The sequence below is a fragment of the Streptomyces sp. NPDC007901 genome, assembly GCF_042959465.1.
In the GTDB taxonomy this organism is placed as follows: domain Bacteria; phylum Actinomycetota; class Actinomycetes; order Streptomycetales; family Streptomycetaceae; genus Streptomyces.
Genome location: NZ_JBIBKW010000017.1, coordinates 17,736 through 38,246 on the forward strand (window position 1 = coordinate 17,736; position 20,511 = coordinate 38,246).

Consider the following 20,511-nt stretch of genomic DNA (forward strand, 5'->3'; position numbering starts at 1 on the left):
GGACTCAGACGCGGTAGCGGCGCAGGGCGGGGACCGCGGCGGCCAGGGCCAGCATCACGGCCACGACCAGTAGTCCGCCGCCCGCGACGGCGGCGCGCGGGCCGAAAACGGACCCCATGGTGCCGTGCAGGACGTCGGCGAGTCGCGGACCGCCCGCGACGACCACGGTGAACACGCCCTGCATCCGGCCGCGCATCTCGTCCGTCGCGGCGGACAGCAGGATCGCGCCCCGGAAGACCATCGAGACCATGTCGGCGACCCCGGCGGCGGCAAGGAAGGCCACGGCGATCCAGAGGTTGCGGCTCAGCCCGAACCCGGCGATCGCGGCTCCCCAGCCGACCACCGCGCCGATCACCATCCAGCCGTGCCGGCGCGCCCGGGAGAAGGTGCCGGAGAAGAGCCCGCCGAGCACCGCGCCGATCGGGATCGCCGCGAACAGCAGGCCGAGCGCGAGCCCTTCGCCGTAGGAGCCGTAGGTCTGGGCGGCCAGCTGAGGGAACAGGGCGCGGGGCATGCCGAGGACCATCGCGATGATGTCGGCGAGGAACGACAGCAGCAGCACCTTGTGCAGGGAGATGTAGCGGAACCCCTCCGCGATCTCCCGCACCCCCGCCCGCCGGGTCGCCGTGCCCGCCAGCGGCGGCAGCGCGGGCAGCCGGTAGACCGCCCACACCGTCACGCACAGCGCCAGCGCGTCGATCAGGTACAGCTCGGGCAGGCCGATGACGGGGATCAGGGCACCGGCGAGCAGCGGCCCGACCACCTGGCCGGTCTGCATCACCGTGGACCCCAGGGCGTTGGCGGCGGGCAGCTGCGCCTCGGGCACCAGCCGGGCGATGGAGGCGGTACGGGCCGGGGCGTTCAGCCCCCAGAACGCCTGCTGCAGGGCGAGCAGCACCATCAGCGCGGCCACGGACTCCAGGCCCGTGACGGCCTGCAGCCAGAACAGCAGCGAGGTGCCGGCGATGCCGATGTTGGTGATCAGCAGCAGCTTGCGGCGGTCCATGGCGTCGGCGACCGCGCCGCCCCACAGCGCGAACACGATCAGCGGCAGCAGCCCGGCGAGGCTGGCGGCGCCGACCCAGGCCGAGGAGCCGGTGATGTCGTAGATCTGCTTGGGCACGGCCACCGCGGTGAGCTGGCTGCCGACCGAGGTGACGATCGTCGAGGACCACAGCCGCCGGTAGGCGGGCACGGCCAGCGGGCGGGTGTCCATCGCCCAGCGGCGCCAGCCGCGCCGGGGCAGGGCCGCCGCGGTGTCGTCGGGGTTCTCTATGCCGGACTGGGTGCCGCTCTCGCTGGTGTCCACGGAGTTCCTGGTGTCCTGGTCCTCTTGGTGCCCGCTACATCTTTCCTGTTCGGGTTCACTATCCCAGCAACTTCCGTGACGGCCGAACCGGTTGTCTCAGGATCCGGTTACCAACATCAGACCGAGACCGATCATGGTCAGCGCCACCAGCCCGTCCAGCACCCGCCAGGCGGCCGGCCGGGCGAGGTACCGGCCGAGCAGCCGGGCGCCGAAGCCGAGGGCCGCGAACCAGCAGAGGCTGGCCAGCGCGGCACCGAGGCCGAAGGTCCAGCGCAGGTCGCCCCGGTCGGCGGCGAGCGAGCCGAGCAGGAACACGGTGTCCAGGTAGACGTGCGGGTTGAGCCAGGTCATGGCGAGGCAGGTGAGCACCGCGCGCCGCCGGGAGCCGGCCGCCTCGCCCTCGGCGACCAGCGCGCCGGTGCCGGGCCTGAGCACCCGGCGGGCGGCCAGTACGCCGTAGCAGAGCAGGAAGACACCGCCGATCAGCCCGACCGCCCGCACCGCCTCCGGCCAGGCCACGACGATCGCGCCCACCCCGCCGACCCCGAGGGCGATGAGCACGGCGTCGGAGAGGGCGCAGATGCCGACGACGGCGAGGACCGCGTCCCGGCGCACGCCCTGGCGCAGGACGAAGGCGTTCTGGGCGCCGATGGCGACGATGAGCGAGAGGCCGCTGCCGAAGCCGGCGGCAGCGGCGGTGAGGGAGCTGGACATGCCCTCGACGGTAGGGAAGCGATCTCTGGACGTACAGCTAAAGATTTTTACGTACCCTTAGCGCAACTGAAGACGGGAGTGGGACGGTGGAGCTTCCCCTCGACCAGGTGCGGACCCTGCTGGCGGTGGTGGACGAGGGCACGTTCGACGCGGCGGCCGCGGCCCTGCATGTGACGCCGTCGGCGGTGAGCCAGCGGGTGAAGGCGCTGGAGCAGCGGACCGGCCGGGTGCTGCTGCAGCGGACCAAGCCGGTACGGCCGACCGAGTCGGGCGAGGTGCTGGTGCGGTTCGCCCGGCAGCTGGCGCGGCTGGAGCGGGACGCGCGCGGTGAGCTGGGCATGAGCGGTGCCGGGGAGCCGACCCGGGTGTCGGTCGCGGTCAACGCGGACTCGCTGGCGACGTGGTTCCTGGCGGCGCTGACCGGGCTGCCGCACGTCTTCGTCGAGCTGCGGCGGGAGGACGAGGACCACACGGCCGCGCTGCTGCGGGAGGGGCTGGTGATGGCGGCGGTGACCTCGTCGCCGGATCCGGTGCCGGGCTGCTCCGTGCGCGCGCTGGGGCGGATGCGGTACCTGCCGGTGGCGGCGCCGGAGTTCGCGGCGGCGTGGGTGACGGGGGAGCTGGTGGAGGCGCTCGCGCAGGCGCCGGTGATCGTGTTCGACCGGGTGGACGACTTCCAGGACGGGTTCGTACGGCGGTTGGGGGGTGCGGGCGCGAGTGCGCTGCGGCACTACGTGCCGACGTCGGAGGGGTTCGTGGACGCGGTGACGGCCGGGCTGGGGTGGGGGATGGTGCCGGAGCCGCAGGCGGAACCGCGGGTGCGGGAGGGGCGGTTGGTGCGGCTCGGGTCGCGGGAGCTGTGGGTGGACGTGCCGTTGTACTGGCAGCAGTGGAAGCTGGATTCGCCGGCTCTGGGGGCGGTTGCGGAGGCGGTGGTGGGTACGGCGGGGGGTGCGTTGCGCCAGCCGTAGGGGGTCAGCCTGCGGTGGAGCGGGTGCGGGGGTGGGGGCTGGTCGCGCCCACGCGGCGGAGCCGCATATTTACACAGCCCCTCGCCTCTTACGGGGCGCTGCACTGTCCAGGAGCATCTCCAGTGCCGTCGGATAGGCACTCGTCACCATGCGCTTCGCCAACAGGGGAGCCGCTTCCGCGATGCGTGGGTGGGTCGTGGGTGGGAGGCGGGCGTAGGTGGACTGCCACTTCTCCTCGTCGGCCCGCTGGGAGTCCTTCGGCAGGGCCAGGGATGCCGCGTCCAGGGCGGCGAAGGCGAGGGTCTGGTCGATGAAGGCGTGGTAGATGCGTACGGCTTCGGGCAGGGGGAAGCCGGCTGTGCGCAGGACGTCGAGGATGGCCTCGTCGGCGGCTAGTTCGTGGGCGCGTCCCGTCACGCGGTTCGTGGTGAGCAGGGCGGCCTGCGGGTGGGCCACGTACTGGGCGTGGATGCGCAGGCCGATGGTGCGCAGGTCGGTCCGCCACTCCCCCGTCGGCGCCCAGCCGGCCAGCGCCTGACCGATGAGGGCGTCGCCGATCGCCAGGGTGAGGTCGTCCATGCCCCGGAAGTAGCGGTACAGGGTGCTGGGGTCGCAGTCGAGGGCCAGGCCCAGCCGGCGGGCGGTGAGGCCCGCGCTGCCGTGCTCGCGCAGCAGCCGCAGCGCGGCCGCCACGATCAGGTCCTCCGACAGCACGGTCCCGGCGCGGGTGGGGCGGCGCCGGCGGCGCTTCTCCTCCGGGACGACCGGTTTGGGCATCGCACACTCTCCTGGCGTCCAGTCTTATGCCAACGCCATTGACCTTATGTGAGAGCCGGGCGTTTGATTCCGGCCAAGGCGCGCCCCGTACCCGACCTCGCTCTCTGTCCGAGCGTTTCGAGAATTCGAGAAGGAGATTCCTGCATGCGTGTACTGCTCGTGGGAGCCGGTGGTGTGGGCACCGCCGTCACCCGGATCGCGGCCCGCCGTCCGTTCTTCGAGGCGATGGTCGTCGCCGACTACGACCCGGCCCGCGCCGAGGCGGCCGTGGCGGCCGTCGGCGACGACCGGTTCCGGGCCGAGCGCGTGGACGCCGGTGACGAGGCGGCCGTGGCCGCGCTGCTGGCCCGGCAGGGCTGCGACGTGCTGCTCAACGCCACCGACCCGCGCTTCGTCATGCCCCTGTTCCGGGCCGCCCGCACCGCCGGCGCCACCTATGTCGACATGGCGATGTCGCTGTCCCGGCCGCATGCCGAGCGACCCTACGAGGCGTGCGGGGTGAAGCTGGGCGACGAGCAGTTCGCGCTGGCCGGGGAGTGGGAGCGGGCGGGCGCGCTGGCGCTGGTCGGGATGGGGGTGGAGCCCGGGATGTCCGACGTGTTCGCCCGGTACGCGGCCGACGAGCTCTTCGACGAGATCGAGGAGATCGGCATCCGCGACGGCGCGAACCTGACGGTGGACGGCTACGACTTCGCGCCCTCCTTCAGTATCTGGACCACGATCGAGGAGTGCCTCAACCCGCCCGTCGTGTACGAGAAGGAGCGCGGCTGGTTCACCACGGCCCCGTTCAGCGAGCCCGAGGTGTTCGACTTCCCGGACGGCATAGGACCGGTGGAGTGCGTGAACGTGGAGCACGAGGAGGTGCTGCTGGTGCCGCGCTGGGTGGACGCCCGGCGGGTCACCTTCAAGTACGGGCTCGGGCAGGAGTTCATCGACACGCTGAAGACGCTGCACCTGCTGGGCCTGGACGCCACCGCGCCGGTGACCGTGCCGGGGCCGGACGGCCCGGTCGCGGTGTCGCCCCGGGACGTGGTCGCGGCCTCGCTGCCCGATCCCGCGACGCTCGGCGACCGGATGCGCGGCAAGACCTGCGCGGGGACCTGGGTGCGCGGGACGAAGGACGGGCGGCCGCGCGAGATGTATCTCTACCACGTTGTCGACAACGAGTGGTCCATGGCGGAGTACGGTAGTCAGGCCGTGGTGTGGCAGACGGCCCTCAACCCGGTCGTCGCCCTCGAACTCCTGGCCACCGGCGCGTGGTCGGGCTCGGGCGTCCTCGGCCCGGAGGCGTTCCCGGCCCGCCCGTTCCTCGACCTGCTGACCGAGTACGGCTCGCCCTGGGGCCTGCGCGAGCAGTGACCGCCCGCGATTTCCAAGGGACTTGGCCGTTTCGACCGCGTCCGCGGTGGTGACCCGGAGCCGAGCAACGCGCACCCGAAACGGCAGAGTCGACTTGGATCGCAGGTGACTTCGATGGACGACTGGCGAAAGCACGCCGAGTGCCGCGACGAGGACCCCGACCTTTTCTTCCCGATCGGCACCACCGGCCCGTCGCTGCAGCAGACGCGGCGCGCGAAGGCCGTCTGTGAGCGCTGTCCGGTCCAGGACCCGTGTCTGCGCTGGGCGATGGAGACCGGGCAGACCGTCGGTGTCTGGGGCGGGACGACGGAGTCGGAGCGCCGGCTGCTGGCCCGGCGCAGGCAGGCGGCGGCGCGCCGGTTCAGCTGACGTCGGCCGGGGCCTCGGCCGCCGGCAGCCGCAGGGTGAACTCGGCGCCCTTGCCCGGCTCGCTGCGCGCCTCGGCGGTCCCGTCGTGGGCGGCGACCAGGTGCCGCACGATCGGCAGGCCGAGCCCGCTGCCCCCGGTGCGGCGGCTGCGGGACTTCTCCGCCCGCCAGAACCGCTCGAAGACGTGCAGGAGATCGTCGGGGGCGATGCCCTTGCCGGTGTCGGTCACGGTGAGGACCACGTCGTCGCCGTCCCTGCGGGCGGTCAGCGTGACCGTGCCGTCGGCGGGGGTGTGCCGGATCGCGTTGGAGACCAGGTTGCCCAGCGCCTGGCGCATCCGCACCGGGTCGGCGTCCAGCCAGGCCGTGTCCTGGGCGTCGGTCAGCAGGGTGACCCCGGCCGCGTCGGCGGCGACCCGGTGGGCGGCGGCGACCTGGTCGAGCAGGTCCGTGGCCCGGACCTGCTCACGGTGCACGCGCAGGGTGCCGGCGTCGGCGGCGGCCAGGTCCTGGAGGTCGTCGATGATCCGCTGGAGGACCAGGGCCTCCTCGTGCAGCGAGGACAGCAGCGCCGGGTCGGGGTCGACCACGCCGTCCCGGGTGACCTCGAGCCAGCCCCGGATGTTGGTGAGCGGGCTGCGCAGTTCGTGGGCGATGTCGCTGACCATGGCCTTGCGCTGCTCCTCCAGGCGTTCCCGGCGCTCGGTGAGGTCGTTGAACGCCTCGGCGAGCAGCCCGGTCTCGTCCCGGGTCCGCACCGGTGCCCGGACGTGCAGTTCGGGGGGCTGCCGCGCGGCGACCGTGAGCGCGCGCAGCGGTCGTACCAGACGGGTGGCGACCACGGCGGTGACGGCGACCGTGACGGCGAGGACCAGGCCGGCCGCGCCGACGATCCTGGCCTTGTTGGCCGGGGACATGTCGAAGCGGGGTGCGGTCTGGTCGCCGATGCCGAGGAAGAGTTCGGCGGCGGGGGCGACGTACGGTTCGAGCTGGGTGCGGCGGGCGTTGGTGACGCAGTTCTTCGCGGTCTGGTCCGTCGTCCGCTCGATGCCCTTCTTGTCGATGCCCTTCTTGGTGACCAGGAAGGCTCCGGAGACGGGGTTGCGGCCGGTCGCGTCGTAGGTGAGGGAGAGCTTGGCGCCGAGGTCCAGGTCCCGGGCCCGCAGGCAGGGGCGGGCCAGGTCCGTCAGCGCGGTGAGGGCGTTGGTCTCGGTGGGCATCGGGAAGTCGAGCGCGTCGCTCGTGTCGGCGGTCGACTCGCCGTAGACGTTGCCGCAGCCGACCTTGAGTTCGAGGGGCGCGTCCCGGGCGTCGTCGACGATGACGTGGGGCCGCCCGCTCGGGGTGTGCTGGACGGTGGTGTGGACGCCGAAGCGGTCGAAGCAGGCCTGCTCCTTCTGCGCGACCGCTTCCAGCTTCTCCCGCTCCGCCGCGGTCAGCAGGAACGGTCCCACCGCGCGCGGGTCGATGCCGCTGAGCTGGGCGCCGAACTCGGTGTAGGTGTCGGTGTGCAGCGGGTCCACGGCGGCGGCCGGCCGGGGCGGCAGCGGGGTGTCGTGGGGCGCCGAGTCGGCGATCAGGGTGCGGTCGGCGGTGGTCAGGGCGATCCGGCGGCCGGTCTTGGCGGCCAGTGCCCGCACGGTGTGCTGGACGCCGGTCCAGTCGGGGTGGTCCGCCGCGTACCCGCTGAGCTGCGCGAGGATCTTGTTGTCGGCGGCGAGGTCCTGCCCCTGCTCCTCCTCCAGCGCGCTGGTGGTGGTCGTCACGGCGAGCCAGGCGGTGGCGGCGACGGAGCACACGGCGATCAGCACCGAGGTGAACAGCAGCCGGACCAGCAGCCGTTTGCGCCAGGGTATGCGCGGCTTCACGGGCGGCCGCCGCTCAGCTTGTAGCCGACGCCGAACACGGTCAGCAGCCGCACCGGCCGCCGGGGATCGGCCTCGATCTTCCGGCGCAGGTTCATCACGTGCACGTCGACGGCCCGTTCGGTGGAGGACCGGTCGAAGCCGCGGGTGCACTGCAGCAGTTGCCGCCGGGTGAACACCCGATCGGGTTCCCCGGCCATGGCGAGCAGGATCTGGAACTCGGCCGGGGTCACCTCCACCGGCGCCCCGTCGCAGCGGACCTCGTGCCGTACGGGATCGACGCTGAGGCCGGCGGCGACCACGGCGGGCTCCTCCCGTACGGCGGAGGCCCGCCCGCTGCGCCGCAGGATCGTCCGGATCCGGGCCATCAGCTCCCGTGGGCTGTACGGCTTGGTCATGTAGTCGTCGGCGCCGAGTTCCAGGCCGAGCAGCACGTCCTCCTCCTCGGAGCGGGCCGTGAGCATCAGTACGGGAATCTCCGGGTCGCCGCCGCGCAGCACCCGGCAGACGCCGAAGCCGTCGATCACCGGGAGCATCAGGTCGAGCACGACCAGGTCGGGCCCGAGCCGGCGCGCCGCGTCCAGCGCCGCGGCCCCGTCGTGGACCACGGTCGCGGTATGGCCCTCGGCCAGCAGGGAGCGCCGGATCAGCTCGGCCTGCATCTCGTCGTCCTCGGCGACCAGCACATGTGCGCACACGAGTTCGGATCCTAAGCGGAGTACCGGCGGTCTACCGGGCGAGCCAGTCGGCGTACCCCATGGCGACGACCGGATGCCGGTCCGGATCGAGGGTGCGCAGCAGCTCCTTCATATGGGCCTTCGCGACACTGACACAGGCGTGGGTCGGGCCGCCGTGGTCGACGTGCAGCCAGACACCGCCGCCGCGCTTCGCGCCCAGCGGGCGGGTCCAGTCGAGGGGTGAGGTGCCCGGCTCGCGGTTGTAGTTGATGGCGACGACGTAGTCGAACGACCCCTGCAGCGGCTCGCCCTCGAATCCGGTGCCGGGCGAGTAGAAACCGGAGGACTGGTGGTAGGGCAGCCTGCTCCCGGGGTCCCGCAGCAGCCCTCCGGCGTCGGTGAGTCCGTACACCCCGACGGGCGAGCGCAGGTCTCCGGCCATGTGGTGGGTGCTCCAGCCGTCCCTGCCGTTGTGCGCGGGCCAACTGGCGCCGGGCTGCCAGGCGGTGTCGTCGCGCTCGTAGAGGACGACGGTGGACAGGGGCGAGTCCTTGCCCCGGCCGCTGGCGACGACGACCTGTTCGGCCCGCTCGGGTATCGCGGCCGTGGTCCTCGGTCCGAGCCCGGGTATGCCGGGCGCCTGCGAGGTGCTGCTCTCGGGTGTGGGGGTGGCCGTCGCCCCGGCCGCCAGGCTGTCGTCCGGGCGGTTGTCGTCCGGCCGGCTCGGCGCGGCCTCGGCGCCGCCCCCGCAGCCGGAGAGCAGCAGGGGGGAGGCGACGAGGGCGACGGCGGTTCTGCGATGGATCATGGAACGAGGGTGACGCAGATTTGTAAGGAACTGGTCAGGATTCAGGCCTGGTTCGGCTTGCCCTGCTGGTACAACCAGGTCTGGAACAGCGGACCCAGGTCCTTACCCGACTTCCCCTCCGCCAGCTTCACGAACTCCGCGGTCGTCCCGTGCCCGTACCGGTGCTGAGTGGCCCAGGCCCGCAGGATCCGGAAGAAGTCCGTGTCCCCCACGGCCTTGCGCAGCTCGTGCAGGGCCATCGCGCCCCGCTCGTACACCGGCGTGCCGAAGATGTTCGCGCCACTGCCCGGGTCACCGGGCGGGTACGCCCACAGCTCGTTGCTCGCCGGCTTCGCGTACAGCGCGTCGAAGGTCTTCTGCGCGCTGTCGCCCCCGTGCTGCTCGTTGTACAGCCACTCGGTGTACGACGCGAAGCCCTCGTTGAGCCAGATGTCCTTCCAGGCGGTGACGGAGACGGAGTCGCCGAACCACTGGTGGGCGTTCTCGTGCACGAGCGTGTCCAGGTCCGGCGCCGAGTCGTAGATCGGCCGGCCCTGCGTCTCCAGGGCGTAGCCGACGTTCGGCGCGTGGTCGACGATGGACCCGGCGGAGCGGAACGGGTACGGCCCGAACAGCTTGCTCTCCCACTCCAGCACCGACGGCAGCTTCTTCAGCACGGCCGCCGAGCCGCTCGCCTCCCGCGGGTCGACCGCGTTGTACACCTTGATTCCGTCCCGGGTGGTGTACTGCTCGACCTTGAACTTGCCGACGGTCGCGGTGGCGAGGTAGGCGGCCATCGGCTCGCTCTGCCGCCAGCGGAAGGTCGTGCGGCCGTCGGACGTGTGCTGTCCGAGGAGGACGCCGTTGGCGATGGCGGTGCGGCCCTTGGGGACGGTGATGGTGAAGTCGTACGACGACTTGTCCTTGGGGTGGCTGTTGGACGGGAACCAGGTCATGGCGCCCTGCGGCTCGCCCGCGACGAAGGCGCCGTCGTCGGTGCGGATCCAGCCGTCGTCCGAACCGTCCGGGTCGGTGACCGACTTGGGCGTGCCGTTGTAGGCCACGGTGACCTTGAAGTCCCGGCCCTTGGCGAGCGCCCGCGACGGCGTGACGGCGAGTTCCTGTCCGCTGCGGCTGAAGCGGGCCGTCCGGCCGTCGACCGTGACCCGGGTGACCTTGAGGCCCTTCAGGTCGAGGTCGAAGCGGGTGAGCTTCTGGGTGGCGCGGGCGGTGAGGACGGCCTTGCCGTCGAGGTGACGGGAGGAGGTGTCGTAGCGGAGCGTCAGGTCGTAGTGGCTGACGTGGTAGCCGCCGTTGCCGCTGAGCGGGAAGTACGGGTCGCCCGCGCCGGAGGCGCCTATGGTGCCCGCCGAGGCCGGTCCGGCGGCGGCGAGCAGGGCCGCCACGGCGACCGGGACGGTGGCGAGGACGGCCTCGCGGCGGAGGACTGCGGTACCGGTACCTCTGCTTGCACCCAGCACATGCGCTCCTTCGAAGGGGGGTGGCTGATGATCAGTGGCCCACAGACTAGGCGCGCGGGCGTCTGTGCTTCCCCCTCATTCTGGTCAAAGCGAGCCGCGTCGGCAGCCGGTGGCACGGGCCCGCCGCGTACGCTCGCGGCACCGTCGCCGAGCCGAGAGGTGCCCGACCGTGAGCGTGCGCGTCCGCAGGATCTACGAAACGCCCGAGCCCGAGGACGGGGTCCGGGTCCTGGTGGACCGGCTGTGGCCGCGCGGGATGTCCAAGGAGGACGCGCACGTGGACGAGTGGCCCAAGGGGTTGACGCCGTCGAACGAGCTGCGCCGCTGGTTCCACGACGGCGGATCGTACGAGGAGTTCACCCGCCGTTACGAGGCGGAGCTGGCCGACCCCGAGGCCGCCGGGCTCCTCGACGGCCTGCGGGAGTCGGCACGGAAGGAGCCGGTGACCCTGCTCACCGCGTCGAAGACACCGGAGCAGAGCCACGCCACGGTCCTGGCGCGGCTCCTCTCCGCGTAGGTCACGCGGTCTGCTTCGCCGCCGCCCGGCCGGCCGCCCGGCCGGAGAAGAGGCAGCCGCCGAGGAAGGTGCCCTCCAGCGCGTTGTAGCCGTGCACACCGCCGCCGCCGAAGCCGGCCACCTCGCCGGCCGCGTAGAGCCCGCCGATCGGCTGCCCGTCGGCGCCGAGGGCGCGGGAGTCCAGGTCGGTCTGGATGCCGCCGAGCGTCTTGCGGGTGAGGACGTGCAGCTTGACACCGATCAGCGGGCCGGCGGCGGGGTCGAGGATGCGGTGCGGGGTGGCGACCCGGCCCAGCCGGTCGCCGATGTAGCGGCGGGCGTTGTGGATGCCCTGGACCTGGGAGTCCTTGCTGTAGGAGTTGTTGATCTGCAGGTCGCGGGCGACGATCTGGCGCCGGATCTCGGCCGCGTCGAGCAGGGCCTTGTCGGTGAGCCCGTTCATCTTCTCGACGAGCTGTTCCAGGGAGGTGGCGGTCACGAAGTCCGCGCCCTTGTCGAGGAAGGCCTGCACCGGTCCGGGCGCGCCCTTGCCGAGCAGCCGGTCGCGGAGCACGGCCTTGCGGTCCTTGGCGGTGATGTCGGGGTTCTGCTCGGAGCCGGAGAGCGCGAACTCCTTCTCGACGATCTTGCGGGTGAGGACGAACCAGGAGTGGTCGTATCCGGCGATGTCCTCGGTGGTGCGCAGGTGCTTGAGCGTGTTGAGGGTGTCGTAGCCCGGCAGGCAGGGGTCGGGCAGCCGGCGGCCGAGGGCGTCGAGCCAGATCGAGGACGGGCCGGGCAGGATGCGGATGCCGTGGCCGGGCCAGACGGAGTTCCAGTTCTGGATGCCCTCGGTGTAGTGCCACATGCGGTCGCGGTTGACCAGGCGGACGCCCGCCTCGGCGCTGATGTCGAGCATGCGGCCGTCCACGTAGGCGGGGACGCCGGTGACCATCTCGGCGGGGGGCGTGCCGAGCCGCTCGGGCCAGTAGCGGCGCACGATGTCGTGGTTGGCGCCGATGCCGCCGGAGGTGACGACCACGGCCTGGGCGGTGAGCTCGAAGTCGCCGATCCGGTCGCGGTTGGAGGCGACCCCGCGGGCCGAGTCGTCGGCGGCCAGGACCGTGCCGCGCACTCCGCGCGCCTCGCCGCCCTCGATGACGAGTTCGTCGACCTGGTGGCGGTGGTAGAAGGTGAGCAGCCCGTCGCGGGCGGCCTGCCGGGCGTAGCCCACGAAGGGCTCGACCACACCGGTCCCGCTGCCCCAGGCGACGTGGAAGCGCGGGACGGAGTTGCCGTGGCCGTGGGCCCGCAGGTCGCCGCGTTCGGCCCAGCCGACGGTCGGCAGCAGGCTGATGCCGTGGCCCTGCAGCCAGGGCCGCTTCTCCCCCGCCGCGAACTCGACGTAGGCGCGCGCCCAGCGCACCGCCCAGGAGTCCTCGTCGTCCTCGCGGTCGAACTGGGCGCTGCCCCGCCAGTCGCTCCAGGCCAGGTCGAGGGAGTCCTTGATGCCGAGGCGACGCTGTTCGGGCGAGTCGACGAGGAAGAGCCCGCCGAAGGACCAGAACGCCTGGCCGCCGAGGTTGGCGGCGTTCTCCTGGTCGACCAGGGCGACCCGCCTGCCCCGGCTGGTGAGTTCGTGCGCCGCGACCAGGCCGGCCAGGCCGGCTCCGACGACGATGACGTCCGCGTCCATGGCGACGCCTTTCTTATCCGAATCGGGTGCTGCCGTCGGTCAGCAGCGCGGTGAGCAGTTGTTTGAGCCAGGCACGGGCCCGGTCCACGTCCTTGTCGAGCAGCAGCTGGGTGGTGACTCCGTCGTACGCGGCGACCACGGCGTGCGCGGCGCCCTCGACGCCGCCGAGGACGGCGGGGAGCGGGGCGTGGCCGCGGGCCCGGAAGAGCCGGTCGGCGATGGCCTGCCGCAGGCGGGCACGGTGGTCGAGCAGGGCCTCGGCGACGGCCGGGTCCCGGGCGGCGTGGACCAGGAAGTCCGTCTTCACCAGCAGCCAGTCCACGTCCAGGAGCAGCACGTCGGTGACGCGGTCCACGGAGGCCGGTACGTCCAGGTCGGGGCCGTCGCCGGCGAGCGCGTCGGCGACCTGCTCGGCGATCAGCTCGGCGCGCTCCCGGTAGAGCGCGAAGAACAGTTCGTCGAGGGTGGCGAAGTTGGAGTAGAAGGCGCCCCGGCTGAAGCCGGCGGCCTCGCAGACCTCCTCGATGGAGACCCGCCCGAAGCCCTTGGCGGCGAACACGGTGAACGCCGCGTCGAGCAGCCGGGCCCGGGTGCGCACCCGGCGCCGGGTCACCCGCTGGGTCGCGCCGTCCACGGTCATGTCCCGACCTCCGTTCGATACGCGAATGTATCGGATACATAAATGTATCGAAAGAGGTTCTGCGGTTCGATCCACGGCTCGAAGATCAGATGGGAACAGATTTTCGATTAAGGAGTACGCTGACTCCATGGCCACGCACCTCCAGGGCTCCCTGTTCGACCAGACCGACGAGCTGCGGCTCGGTTCCCTCGACGGCATCGGCCGGACCGTGCTGGGCTCCGGCGCCTGGATCGACGTGCTGCCCGGCTGGCTGAGCGGCGCCGACGTGCTGTTCGAACGCCTGGCTGCGGACGTCCCCTGGCACGCCGAGCGCCGCACGATGTACGACAACGTCGTGGACGTACCGCGCCTGCTCGCCTTCTACGGCGCGGGCGACCCGCTCCCCCACCCCGTCCTCACCGAGGCCCGCGAGGCGCTCACCCGGCACTACGCCGACGAGCTGGGCGAGCCCTTCGCCACGGCCGGGCTCTGCCACTACCGCGACGGCCGGGACAGCGTCGCCTGGCACGGCGACCGGATCGGCCGGGGTGCCCGCGAGGACACCATGGTCGCGATCCTCTCCGTGGGCGCCCCCCGCGACCTGCTGCTGCGCCCCCTGCGCGGCGGCCCCTCGGTCCGGCGCCCGCTGGGACACGGCGACCTGATCGTGATGGGCGGCTCCTGCCAGCGGACCTGGGAGCACTGCGTACCGAAGACGGCACGGGCCGCCGGGCCGCGGATCAGCATCCAGTTCCGGCCGCACGGGGTGCGCTGACCCCGGTCCTCCCTGACGGCTGCCCCACATCATCTGGTTGGCTGTGTCCATGCACGCTGAGGTACACGAAGTCGGCAAGGGCACCTACCTGGTGCACGGACACCACACCAACTGGGTGATCCTCAAGGACGGTGACGCCGTCACGCTGGTGGACACCGGCTACCCCGGGGACCGGGAGGGGCTGCTCGGCTCCCTCACGGAGGTGGGCAGCTCGCCGGAGGCCGTCGCGGCCGTCCTGATCACCCACGCGCACAACGACCACCTCGGCTCGGCGGAGTACCTGCGCCACACCCATGGCACCCCGGTCTATCTGCACGAGGCGGAAGTGCCGCACGCGCGCCGGGACTTCCTCCAGCAGGTGGCCGTGGGCGACGTACTCAAGAACGCCTGGCGGCCCGGTGTGGTGCCCTGGCTGGTGCATGTGCTGCGGGTCGGGGGCACCGAGCAGCACCCGGTCACCGCACCCGAGGCGTTCCCCGTCGCCGACGGCCCGCTGGACCTGCCGGGCCGCCCGGTCCCGGTGCACACCCCCGGCCACACCGACGGGCACACCGTCTACCACCTGCCCGAGGCCGGGATCGTGATCTCCGGCGACGCCCTGGTCAGCGGGCACCGCACCTCGCGGATCCAGGGGCCGCAGCTGCTGCCGGACATGTTCCACCACGAACGCGCCCGCGCGGTGGCCTCGCTCGACCTCATCGCGGAACTCGACGCCGACGCGCTGCTGCCCGGGCACGGGCCCCTGCACCGGGGGTCCGTGAAGGCGGCCGCCCAGCAGGCCCGCGCACGCGCCGTCTAAGGTTCGGGCCATGGCATTGCAGATCAGCGCCACCAACCCGGAGCACCCCGCGCTCCTGCTCGAACTCCCCTGGGACGTCCCGCTGGAGGAGTGGCCCGAGGAGTACCTCGTGCCGCTCCCCCGCGGTATCTCCCGGCACGTGGTGCGCTACGCCCGCGCGGGCGACGAGGTGCTCGCGGTGAAGGAGCTGGCGGAGCGCCCGGCGCTGCGCGAGTACGAGCTGCTGCGCGACCTGGACCGGCTCGCGATCCCCGCGGTCGACCCGCTCGCGGTGATCACCGGGCGCGTCGACCCGGAGGGCGAGCCGCTGGAGTCGGTGCTGGTCACCCGGCACCTGGGCGGCTCGATGCCGTACCGCTCGATGTTCGAGACGACCATGCGCCCGGCCACCATGCACCGCCTCATGGACGCCCTCGCCGTGCTGCTCGTACGACTGCACCTGGCCGGGTTCGCCTGGGGCGACTGCTCGCTGTCCAACACGCTGTTCCGGCGGGACGCGGGCGCCTACGCGGCGTACCTGGTGGACGCCGAGACCGGCGATCTGCACCCGCAGCTGAGCAACGGGCAGCGGGAGTACGACCTCGACCTGGCCCGGGTGAACATCAGCGGGGAGCTGCTCGACCTGGAGGCGTCGGGGGCACTGCACCCGTCGCTGGACCCGATCGAGTTCGGGTTCGAGATCTGCACGCGCTACGGCGAGCTGTGGGAGGAGCTGACCCGGACCTCGGTGTACCCGGCAGGCAAGTACCACTACATCGAGCGGCGGATCCGGCGCCTGAACGAGCTCGGTTTCGACGTGGCCGAGATGCAGATCGAGCACTCCTCCAACGGCGACACCGTCACCTTCGTGCCGAAGGTCGTCGACGCCGGCCACCACCAGCGCCAGCTGCTGCGGCTGACCGGCCTGGACGCCGAGGAGAACCAGGCGCGGCGGCTGCTGAACGACCTGGAGAGCTGGATGGCCACCCAGGACGACTACGCCCCGGGCGACCCCCTCGCCGCCCGCCCCGAGGTGCTGGCCCACCGGTGGGTGCGGGACGTCTTCCGCCCCACCGTGCGGGCCGTGCCGCTGGAGCTGCGCGGTTCCATGGACCCGGCCGAGATCTACCACGAGCTGCTGGAGCACCGCTGGTACCTGTCCGAGCGGGCCCAGCACGACATAGGCCTGGACAACGCGGTCGAGGACTACATCGAGAACGTGCTGCCGAAGGCGCGGGAGACCCTGGAGCCGGTCACGCCCGAGTGAGCGCGGGCGCGCGTCAGTCGTGCGGCACCACGGCCACCGGGCAGTCGGCATGGTGCAGCACCCCGTGCGCGACCGAGCCGATGCGGGCGCCGACCGCCGTCCGGTGGGCGCGCCGCCCGACGACCATCAGCTGGGCCCGTCCGGCCATCGACAGCAGCACCTGCCCGGCGCTGCCCATCTCCACGTGCTCGGCGACCGGTACGTCCGGGTACCGCTCCCGCAGCGGCCGGACCGCCTCGGCCAGTGCCTTCTTTTCGAACGGTTCCAGGCCCCCGGCCTCGTCCAGCAGCTTCAGCGAGCCGGGGCTGTAGGCGAAGACCGGCGGCAGCGTCCAGGCCCGGACGACCCGGACCGTCGCCCCGCGGGCCGCCGCCGTCCCGAACGCGAACTCCAGCACGGCCGCGCTGTCCTCGGGCCCGCCCTGCTGGCCGACGACGACCTCGCGCCCGCCGGCCTCGGCCGCCGGCTGGTCCCCGGCGCGCACCAGCACCACCGGACGGGCGGCCTCCGCGATCACCTGCTGGCCGACGGAGCCCAGCAGGAACCCGACGACCCGTCCGTGCCCGCGCGAGCCCAGCGCAAGGAGCTCGGCCCGGGCAGATGCCTCCACGAGCACCTCGACCGGCCCGCCCTCGACGACGTCGACGCTCACCGAGAGGTCCGGATACCGTCCCGTCACGGCCCGCACCGACTCCGCCACCCCGTCGGACACCCAGCCGCGCTGGGCCTCCCGGTCCTCGCCGAGCGCCTCGTGCGCCTCGAACCGCCAGGCGTGCACCACCCGGAGCGGCAGCCCCCGGCGCACCGCCTCCCGGGCCGCCCAGTCGAGAGCGGCATGGCTCTCCTCCGTACCGTCGACCCCTGCCGTGATCGGGCGTGTCATGCACCGGCCTCCTCGTCGGTTCCGCGTCTGCGCGATCAGTGTTCCGCACTGCGGGCTGCCAGGTGTGCACCGGTGTACAAGAGCGGAGGCGGGCGATCGAACATACGATGGGCGGGAACCGGTGCGGTGGCCGCGCTCCTCCCGGAGGGCCCGCCGTTCCGTTGAACCAACGGCTCGGGGTGGGAGACGTATGGCACAGGCTGCCGACGCAGCACGGACCGTCATCATGACCGTGGACGACGACCCGGGGGTCTCCCGTGCCGTCGCCCGGGACCTGCGGCGCCGCTACGGGGCGTCGTACCGGATCGTGCGCGCGGAGTCCGGGGACTCGGCGCTGGAGGCGCTGCGCGAGTTGAAGCTCCGCGGCGACCTGGTGGCGGTGATCCTGGCCGACTACCGGATGCCGCAGATGAACGGCATCGAGTTCCTGGAACAGGCCCTGGACGTGTATCCGGGCGCCCGCCGCGTGCTGCTGACCGCGTACGCGGACACCAACGCGGCGATCGACGCGATCAACGTCGTCGATCTCGACCACTATCTGCTCAAGCCCTGGGACCCGCCGGAGGAGAAGCTCTACCCGGTCCTCGACGACCTGCTGGACGCCTGGCGGGCCAGCGACTACAAGCCGGTGCCGGCCACCAAGGTCGTCGGGCACCGCTGGTCGGCCCGGTCCTCGGACGTGCGGGAGTTCCTCGCCCGCAACCAGGTGCCCTACCGCTGGTACTCGGTCGAGGAGCCCGAGGGGCAGCGGCTGCTGGCCGCGGCGGAGGCCGACGGGGACCGGCTGCCGCTGGTGATCACGCCGGACGGTACGCCTCTGATCGAGCCGGAGGCCCCGGAGCTGGCCGCGCGCGTGGGGCTGGCGACGACGCCGACGGCGGACTTCTACGACCTCGTGGTCATCGGCGGCGGCCCGGCCGGGCTCGGCGCCGCGGTGTACGGGGCGTCGGAGGGGCTGCGGACCGTGCTCGTGGAGCGGTCGGCGACCGGCGGGCAGGCCGGGCAGAGCTCCCGTATCGAGAACTACCTGGGCTTCCCGGACGGCGTGTCGGGCGCCCAGCTCACCGACCGGGCGCGGCGGCAGGCCGCCAAGTTCGGCGCGGAGATCCTGACCGCGCGCGAGGTGACCGGCCTGGAGATCACCGGGGGCGCCCGGGTCGTGCGGTTCGCGGACGGGTCGGCGGTCGCGGCGCACAGCGTGATCCTGGCGACCGGTGTGCAGTACCGGCAGCTGGAGGCGGAGGGCTGCGTCGATCTGACCGGCTGCGGGGTCTTCTACGGCTCCGCGCTCACCGAGGCGACCTCCTGCCAGGGCCAGGACGTGTACATCGTCGGCGGCGCCAACTCGGCCGGCCAGGCCGCCATGTACCTGTCCCGGTTCGCCAAGTCGGTGACCCTGCTGGTCCGCGGCACCGACCTGTCGGCCTCGATGTCGTACTACCTGATCCAGCAGATCAACGAGGCCCCGAACATCTCCGTGCGCAGTCAAACGGTGGTCGACGCCGCGCACGGCGTGGAGCGCCTGGAGCAGCTCACCCTGCGCCATGTGGAGACCGGGGACCGGGAACAAGTCGAGGCCCAGTGGATGTTCGTCTTCATCGGGGCGGCACCGCTGACCGACTGGCTCGGCGACACGGTGCTGCGCGACGGACGCGGGTTCATCCTGGCCGGGCCCGATCTGACCGTCGACGGACGGCCGCCGGCGGCCTGGGAGCTGGACCGGCCTCCGTACCACCTGGAGACCAGTATTCCCGGCGTGTTCGTGGCGGGCGACGCACGCGCCGAGTCCGCCAAGCGTGTCGCGTCCGCCGTCGGAGAGGGAGCCATGGCAGTGATGCTCGTCCACCGGTACCTGGAGCAGTCATGAGCGGGCAGCCGATGCCGTGCAGCCCGCAGGAGGTCGGCGCGCTGTTCCTGTTCGAGAAGCTGGAGCCGGAGCAGCTGGGGCGGCTGTGCGCCGCGGGCCGGGTGGAGCTGTTCGAGCCCGGTCCCGTCTACACCGAGGGTGAGCCGGCGACCTGCTTCTACGTGATGATCGAGGGCACGGTGGTGCTCTCCCGGCAGGTCGGCGGGGACGACGTCGAGGTCACCCGGACCTCGCAGGCCGGTGTGTACGCGGGCGCCATGCAGGCGTACCTCGGGGACCGGGTGCGGCAGGCCTACAACAACTCGATGCGGGTGACCGAGCCGACGCGGTTCTTCGTGCTGCCCTCGGACACGTTCGCGGACATCATGCGCGAGTGGTTCCCGATGGCCGTACACCTGCTGGAGGGCCTGTTCTTCGGCTCGAAGAACACCCAGGCGGCGATCGGGCAGCGCGAACGGCTGCTGGCGCTCGGCTCGTTGTCGGCCGGGCTCACCCACGAGCTCAACAACCCCGCCGCGGCGGCCGTACGGGCCACGTCCACGCTGCGCGAGCGGGTGGCGAAGATGCGGCACAAGCTCGCGATCATCGCCGAGAGTCCCTTCTCGCGCGAGCAGTTGGCCGGTCTGGTCGAGATCCAGGAGCGCACCGCCGAGCGGGTCGCCAAGGCACCGGTGCTCAGTCCGCTGGAGGCCTCGGACCGCGAGGACGTGCTCACGGACTGGCTGGAGGACCACGGCATCGACTACGGCTGGCAGCTCGCGCCGACCTTCGTCCAGGCCGGTCTCGACGTGGACTGGCTGGAGCAGGTCGCGGCGGCCGTCGACGAGGAGATCCTGCCGAACTCGGTCGGCTGGCTCAACTACACCATCGAGACCGAGCTGTTGATGAACGAGATCGAGGACTCGACCACCCGGATCTCGCACCTCGTCGACGCGGCCAAGCAGTACAGCCAGCTGGACCGGGCGCCCTACCGCGAGGTGGACGTGCACGAACTCCTCGACAGCACGCTGCTGATGCTGTCCGGAAAGATCGGGCAGGACATCCAGGTGGTCAAGGAGTACGACCGTACGGTCCCGCCGGTGCCGGCCTACCCCGCCGAGCTCAACCAGGTGTGGACCAACCTCATCGACAACGCGGTCTGCGCGATGAAGGACGGCGACGGCGGACGCGGCACGCTGACCGTGCGGACCGCCCTCGACCACGAGCAGCTGCTGGTCGAGTTCCGGGACACCGGGAGCGGGATCGCGCCGGAGATCAAGGACCGGATCTTCGACCCCTTCTTCACGACCAAGCCCGTGGGGCAGGGCACCGGCCTCGGTCTGGACATCTCCTGGCGGATCGTCGTGAACAAGCATCACGGCAGCATGCGGGTGGAGTCGGTGCCCGGGGACACCCGGTTCCAGGTGCTGCTCCCGCTGATCGCCGAAGCACCCGAGTCACCCGAGTCATCTGAGGAGACGATATGAGTGGCGACACCTCGATCGACCCGAACGTTCCGCCGAGCGGTGCGGGGTGTGTCGAGTGCGACAAGGCGGGGGGCTGGTGGTTCCATCTGCGGCGGTGCGCGCAGTGCGGGCACATCGGGTGCTGTGACGACTCGCCGGCGAAGCACGCGACCGCGCACTTCCATGACTCCGGGCATCCGGTGATCCGTAGTTACGAACCGGGCGAGGGCTGGTTCTGGAACTTCGAGACGGAGGAACTGTTCGAGGCCGGGCCGGAGTTGGCGCCGCCGGAGAGTCATCCCGCGGACCAGTCGGTGCCGGGTCCTGCGGAGCGGGTGCCGGAGGACTGGGCGCGGGTTCTGCGGGGCTGAGCGCCC

At 72.1% G+C, this 20,511-nt stretch carries 20 protein-coding genes; 10 read left to right on the forward strand and 10 right to left on the reverse strand.

Annotated features, from left to right (window positions below; translation table 11 throughout):
- Positions 1 to 4 precede the first annotated feature (4 nt).
- Together ACFZDK_RS39720 and ACFZDK_RS39725 are read right to left on the reverse strand one after the other, a co-directional pair.
- Entirely contained in the window at positions 5 to 1,309 is a 1,305-nt protein-coding gene (locus ACFZDK_RS39720; protein WP_390979974.1) for an MFS transporter, read from the reverse strand.
- 96 nt (positions 1,310 to 1,405) lie between these two features.
- Positions 1,406 to 2,023, reverse strand: coding sequence for a LysE family transporter (locus tag ACFZDK_RS39725; RefSeq protein ID WP_390979976.1), 618 nt, complete (start codon positions 2,021 to 2,023; stop codon positions 1,406 to 1,408).
- A gap of 86 nt (positions 2,024 to 2,109) precedes the next feature.
- On the opposite strand from ACFZDK_RS39725, the gene ACFZDK_RS39730 reads away from it, so the two are divergent.
- Positions 2,110 to 2,994 carry an ArgP/LysG family DNA-binding transcriptional regulator gene (locus ACFZDK_RS39730; RefSeq protein WP_390979978.1) on the forward strand — a complete coding sequence of 295 codons (885 nt, stop codon included), beginning with the start codon at positions 2,110 to 2,112 and terminating at the stop codon, positions 2,992 to 2,994.
- Positions 2,995 to 3,063: 69 nt separating this feature from the next.
- Here the strand turns inward: ACFZDK_RS39730 and ACFZDK_RS39735 are convergent, their stop codons facing one another.
- The gene (locus tag ACFZDK_RS39735) at positions 3,064 to 3,771 is read right to left on the reverse strand and encodes a TetR/AcrR family transcriptional regulator C-terminal domain-containing protein (protein ID WP_390979980.1); all 708 of its coding nucleotides are present in this window, start codon (positions 3,769 to 3,771) and stop codon (positions 3,064 to 3,066) included.
- Positions 3,772 to 3,915: 144 nt separating this feature from the next.
- Between ACFZDK_RS39735 and ACFZDK_RS39740 the strand changes: the two genes are divergently transcribed.
- Together ACFZDK_RS39740 and ACFZDK_RS39745 are read left to right on the forward strand one after the other, a co-directional pair.
- Positions 3,916 to 5,130 (forward strand): saccharopine dehydrogenase C-terminal domain-containing protein, encoded by a 1,215-nt coding sequence (locus tag ACFZDK_RS39740; protein ID WP_390979982.1) that lies wholly within the window; start codon positions 3,916 to 3,918, stop codon positions 5,128 to 5,130.
- Positions 5,131 to 5,244: 114 nt separating this feature from the next.
- Entirely contained in the window at positions 5,245 to 5,499 is a 255-nt protein-coding gene (locus ACFZDK_RS39745) for a WhiB family transcriptional regulator (RefSeq protein ID WP_390979984.1), read from the forward strand.
- Here the strand turns inward: ACFZDK_RS39745 and ACFZDK_RS39750 are convergent.
- The 4 genes from ACFZDK_RS39750 to ACFZDK_RS39765 are packed head-to-tail and all read right to left on the reverse strand — an operon-like array spanning position 5,492 to position 10,308.
- Positions 5,492 to 7,366, reverse strand: a complete 1,875-nt coding sequence (locus tag ACFZDK_RS39750) for an ATP-binding protein (RefSeq protein ID WP_390979986.1) — start codon at positions 7,364 to 7,366, stop codon at positions 5,492 to 5,494. The genes ACFZDK_RS39745 and ACFZDK_RS39750 overlap by 8 nt on opposite strands.
- On the reverse strand, positions 7,363 to 8,061 hold the full coding sequence (locus ACFZDK_RS39755) for a response regulator (RefSeq protein WP_390979988.1): 699 nt from the start codon (positions 8,059 to 8,061) through the stop codon (positions 7,363 to 7,365). The genes ACFZDK_RS39750 and ACFZDK_RS39755 overlap by 4 nt, the downstream gene beginning before the upstream one ends.
- A 31-nt stretch (positions 8,062 to 8,092) precedes the next feature.
- Entirely contained in the window at positions 8,093 to 8,848 is a 756-nt protein-coding gene (locus ACFZDK_RS39760; RefSeq protein WP_390979990.1) for a hypothetical protein, read from the reverse strand.
- A 41-nt stretch (positions 8,849 to 8,889) separates the two neighbouring features.
- Complete coding sequence (locus tag ACFZDK_RS39765; RefSeq protein ID WP_390979992.1) at positions 8,890 to 10,308, reverse strand: M1 family aminopeptidase; 1,419 nt, start codon at positions 10,306 to 10,308, stop codon at positions 8,890 to 8,892.
- 169 nt (positions 10,309 to 10,477) lie between these two features.
- On the opposite strand from ACFZDK_RS39765, the gene ACFZDK_RS39770 reads away from it, so the two are divergent.
- The gene (locus ACFZDK_RS39770; protein WP_390979994.1) at positions 10,478 to 10,825 is read left to right on the forward strand and encodes a DUF488 family protein; all 348 of its coding nucleotides are present in this window, start codon (positions 10,478 to 10,480) and stop codon (positions 10,823 to 10,825) included.
- 1 nt (position 10,826) lies between these two features.
- Here ACFZDK_RS39770 and ACFZDK_RS39775 read toward each other — a convergent pair whose 3' ends face one another.
- Both ACFZDK_RS39775 and ACFZDK_RS39780 read right to left on the reverse strand, forming a co-directional pair.
- On the reverse strand, positions 10,827 to 12,500 hold the full coding sequence (locus ACFZDK_RS39775; protein WP_390979996.1) for an FAD-binding dehydrogenase: 1,674 nt from the start codon (positions 12,498 to 12,500) through the stop codon (positions 10,827 to 10,829).
- Positions 12,501 to 12,513: 13 nt separating this feature from the next.
- Positions 12,514 to 13,140: a TetR family transcriptional regulator gene (locus ACFZDK_RS39780; RefSeq protein ID WP_390979998.1), complete on the reverse strand. Its 627-nt coding sequence runs from the start codon at positions 13,138 to 13,140 to the stop codon at positions 12,514 to 12,516.
- Between the two features lie 127 nt (positions 13,141 to 13,267).
- Here ACFZDK_RS39780 and ACFZDK_RS39785 point away from each other — a divergent pair, with 127 nt between their 5' ends.
- From ACFZDK_RS39785 to ACFZDK_RS39795, 3 genes are read left to right on the forward strand one after another with little or no spacing between them, the layout of a single operon-like run.
- Positions 13,268 to 13,894 carry an alpha-ketoglutarate-dependent dioxygenase AlkB gene (locus ACFZDK_RS39785; RefSeq protein ID WP_390980000.1) on the forward strand — a complete coding sequence of 209 codons (627 nt, stop codon included), beginning with the start codon at positions 13,268 to 13,270 and terminating at the stop codon, positions 13,892 to 13,894.
- Between the two features lie 49 nt (positions 13,895 to 13,943).
- Entirely contained in the window at positions 13,944 to 14,693 is a 750-nt protein-coding gene (locus tag ACFZDK_RS39790) for an MBL fold metallo-hydrolase (protein WP_390980002.1), read from the forward strand.
- Positions 14,694 to 14,703: 10 nt separating this feature from the next.
- Complete coding sequence (locus ACFZDK_RS39795) at positions 14,704 to 15,939, forward strand: DUF4032 domain-containing protein (protein WP_390980004.1); 1,236 nt, start codon at positions 14,704 to 14,706, stop codon at positions 15,937 to 15,939.
- Positions 15,940 to 15,952: 13 nt separating this feature from the next.
- On the opposite strand, the gene ACFZDK_RS39800 is transcribed toward ACFZDK_RS39795, so the two are convergent.
- A complete protein-coding gene (locus tag ACFZDK_RS39800; protein WP_390980006.1) occupies positions 15,953 to 16,822 on the reverse strand; it encodes a universal stress protein in 870 nt (289 codons plus the stop codon).
- 190 nt (positions 16,823 to 17,012) lie between these two features.
- On the opposite strand from ACFZDK_RS39800, the gene ACFZDK_RS39805 reads away from it, so the two are divergent.
- From ACFZDK_RS39805 to ACFZDK_RS39815, 3 genes are read left to right on the forward strand one after another with little or no spacing between them, the layout of a single operon-like run.
- Positions 17,013 to 18,689, forward strand: a complete 1,677-nt coding sequence (locus ACFZDK_RS39805; RefSeq protein ID WP_390980008.1) for an FAD-dependent oxidoreductase — start codon at positions 17,013 to 17,015, stop codon at positions 18,687 to 18,689.
- Positions 18,686 to 20,155, forward strand: a complete 1,470-nt coding sequence (locus ACFZDK_RS39810) for an ATP-binding protein (protein WP_390980010.1) — start codon at positions 18,686 to 18,688, stop codon at positions 20,153 to 20,155. The genes ACFZDK_RS39805 and ACFZDK_RS39810 overlap by 4 nt, the downstream gene beginning before the upstream one ends.
- A complete protein-coding gene (locus ACFZDK_RS39815; RefSeq protein WP_390980012.1) occupies positions 20,152 to 20,505 on the forward strand; it encodes a UBP-type zinc finger domain-containing protein in 354 nt (117 codons plus the stop codon). The genes ACFZDK_RS39810 and ACFZDK_RS39815 overlap by 4 nt, the downstream gene beginning before the upstream one ends.
- Positions 20,506 to 20,511 lie beyond the last annotated feature (6 nt).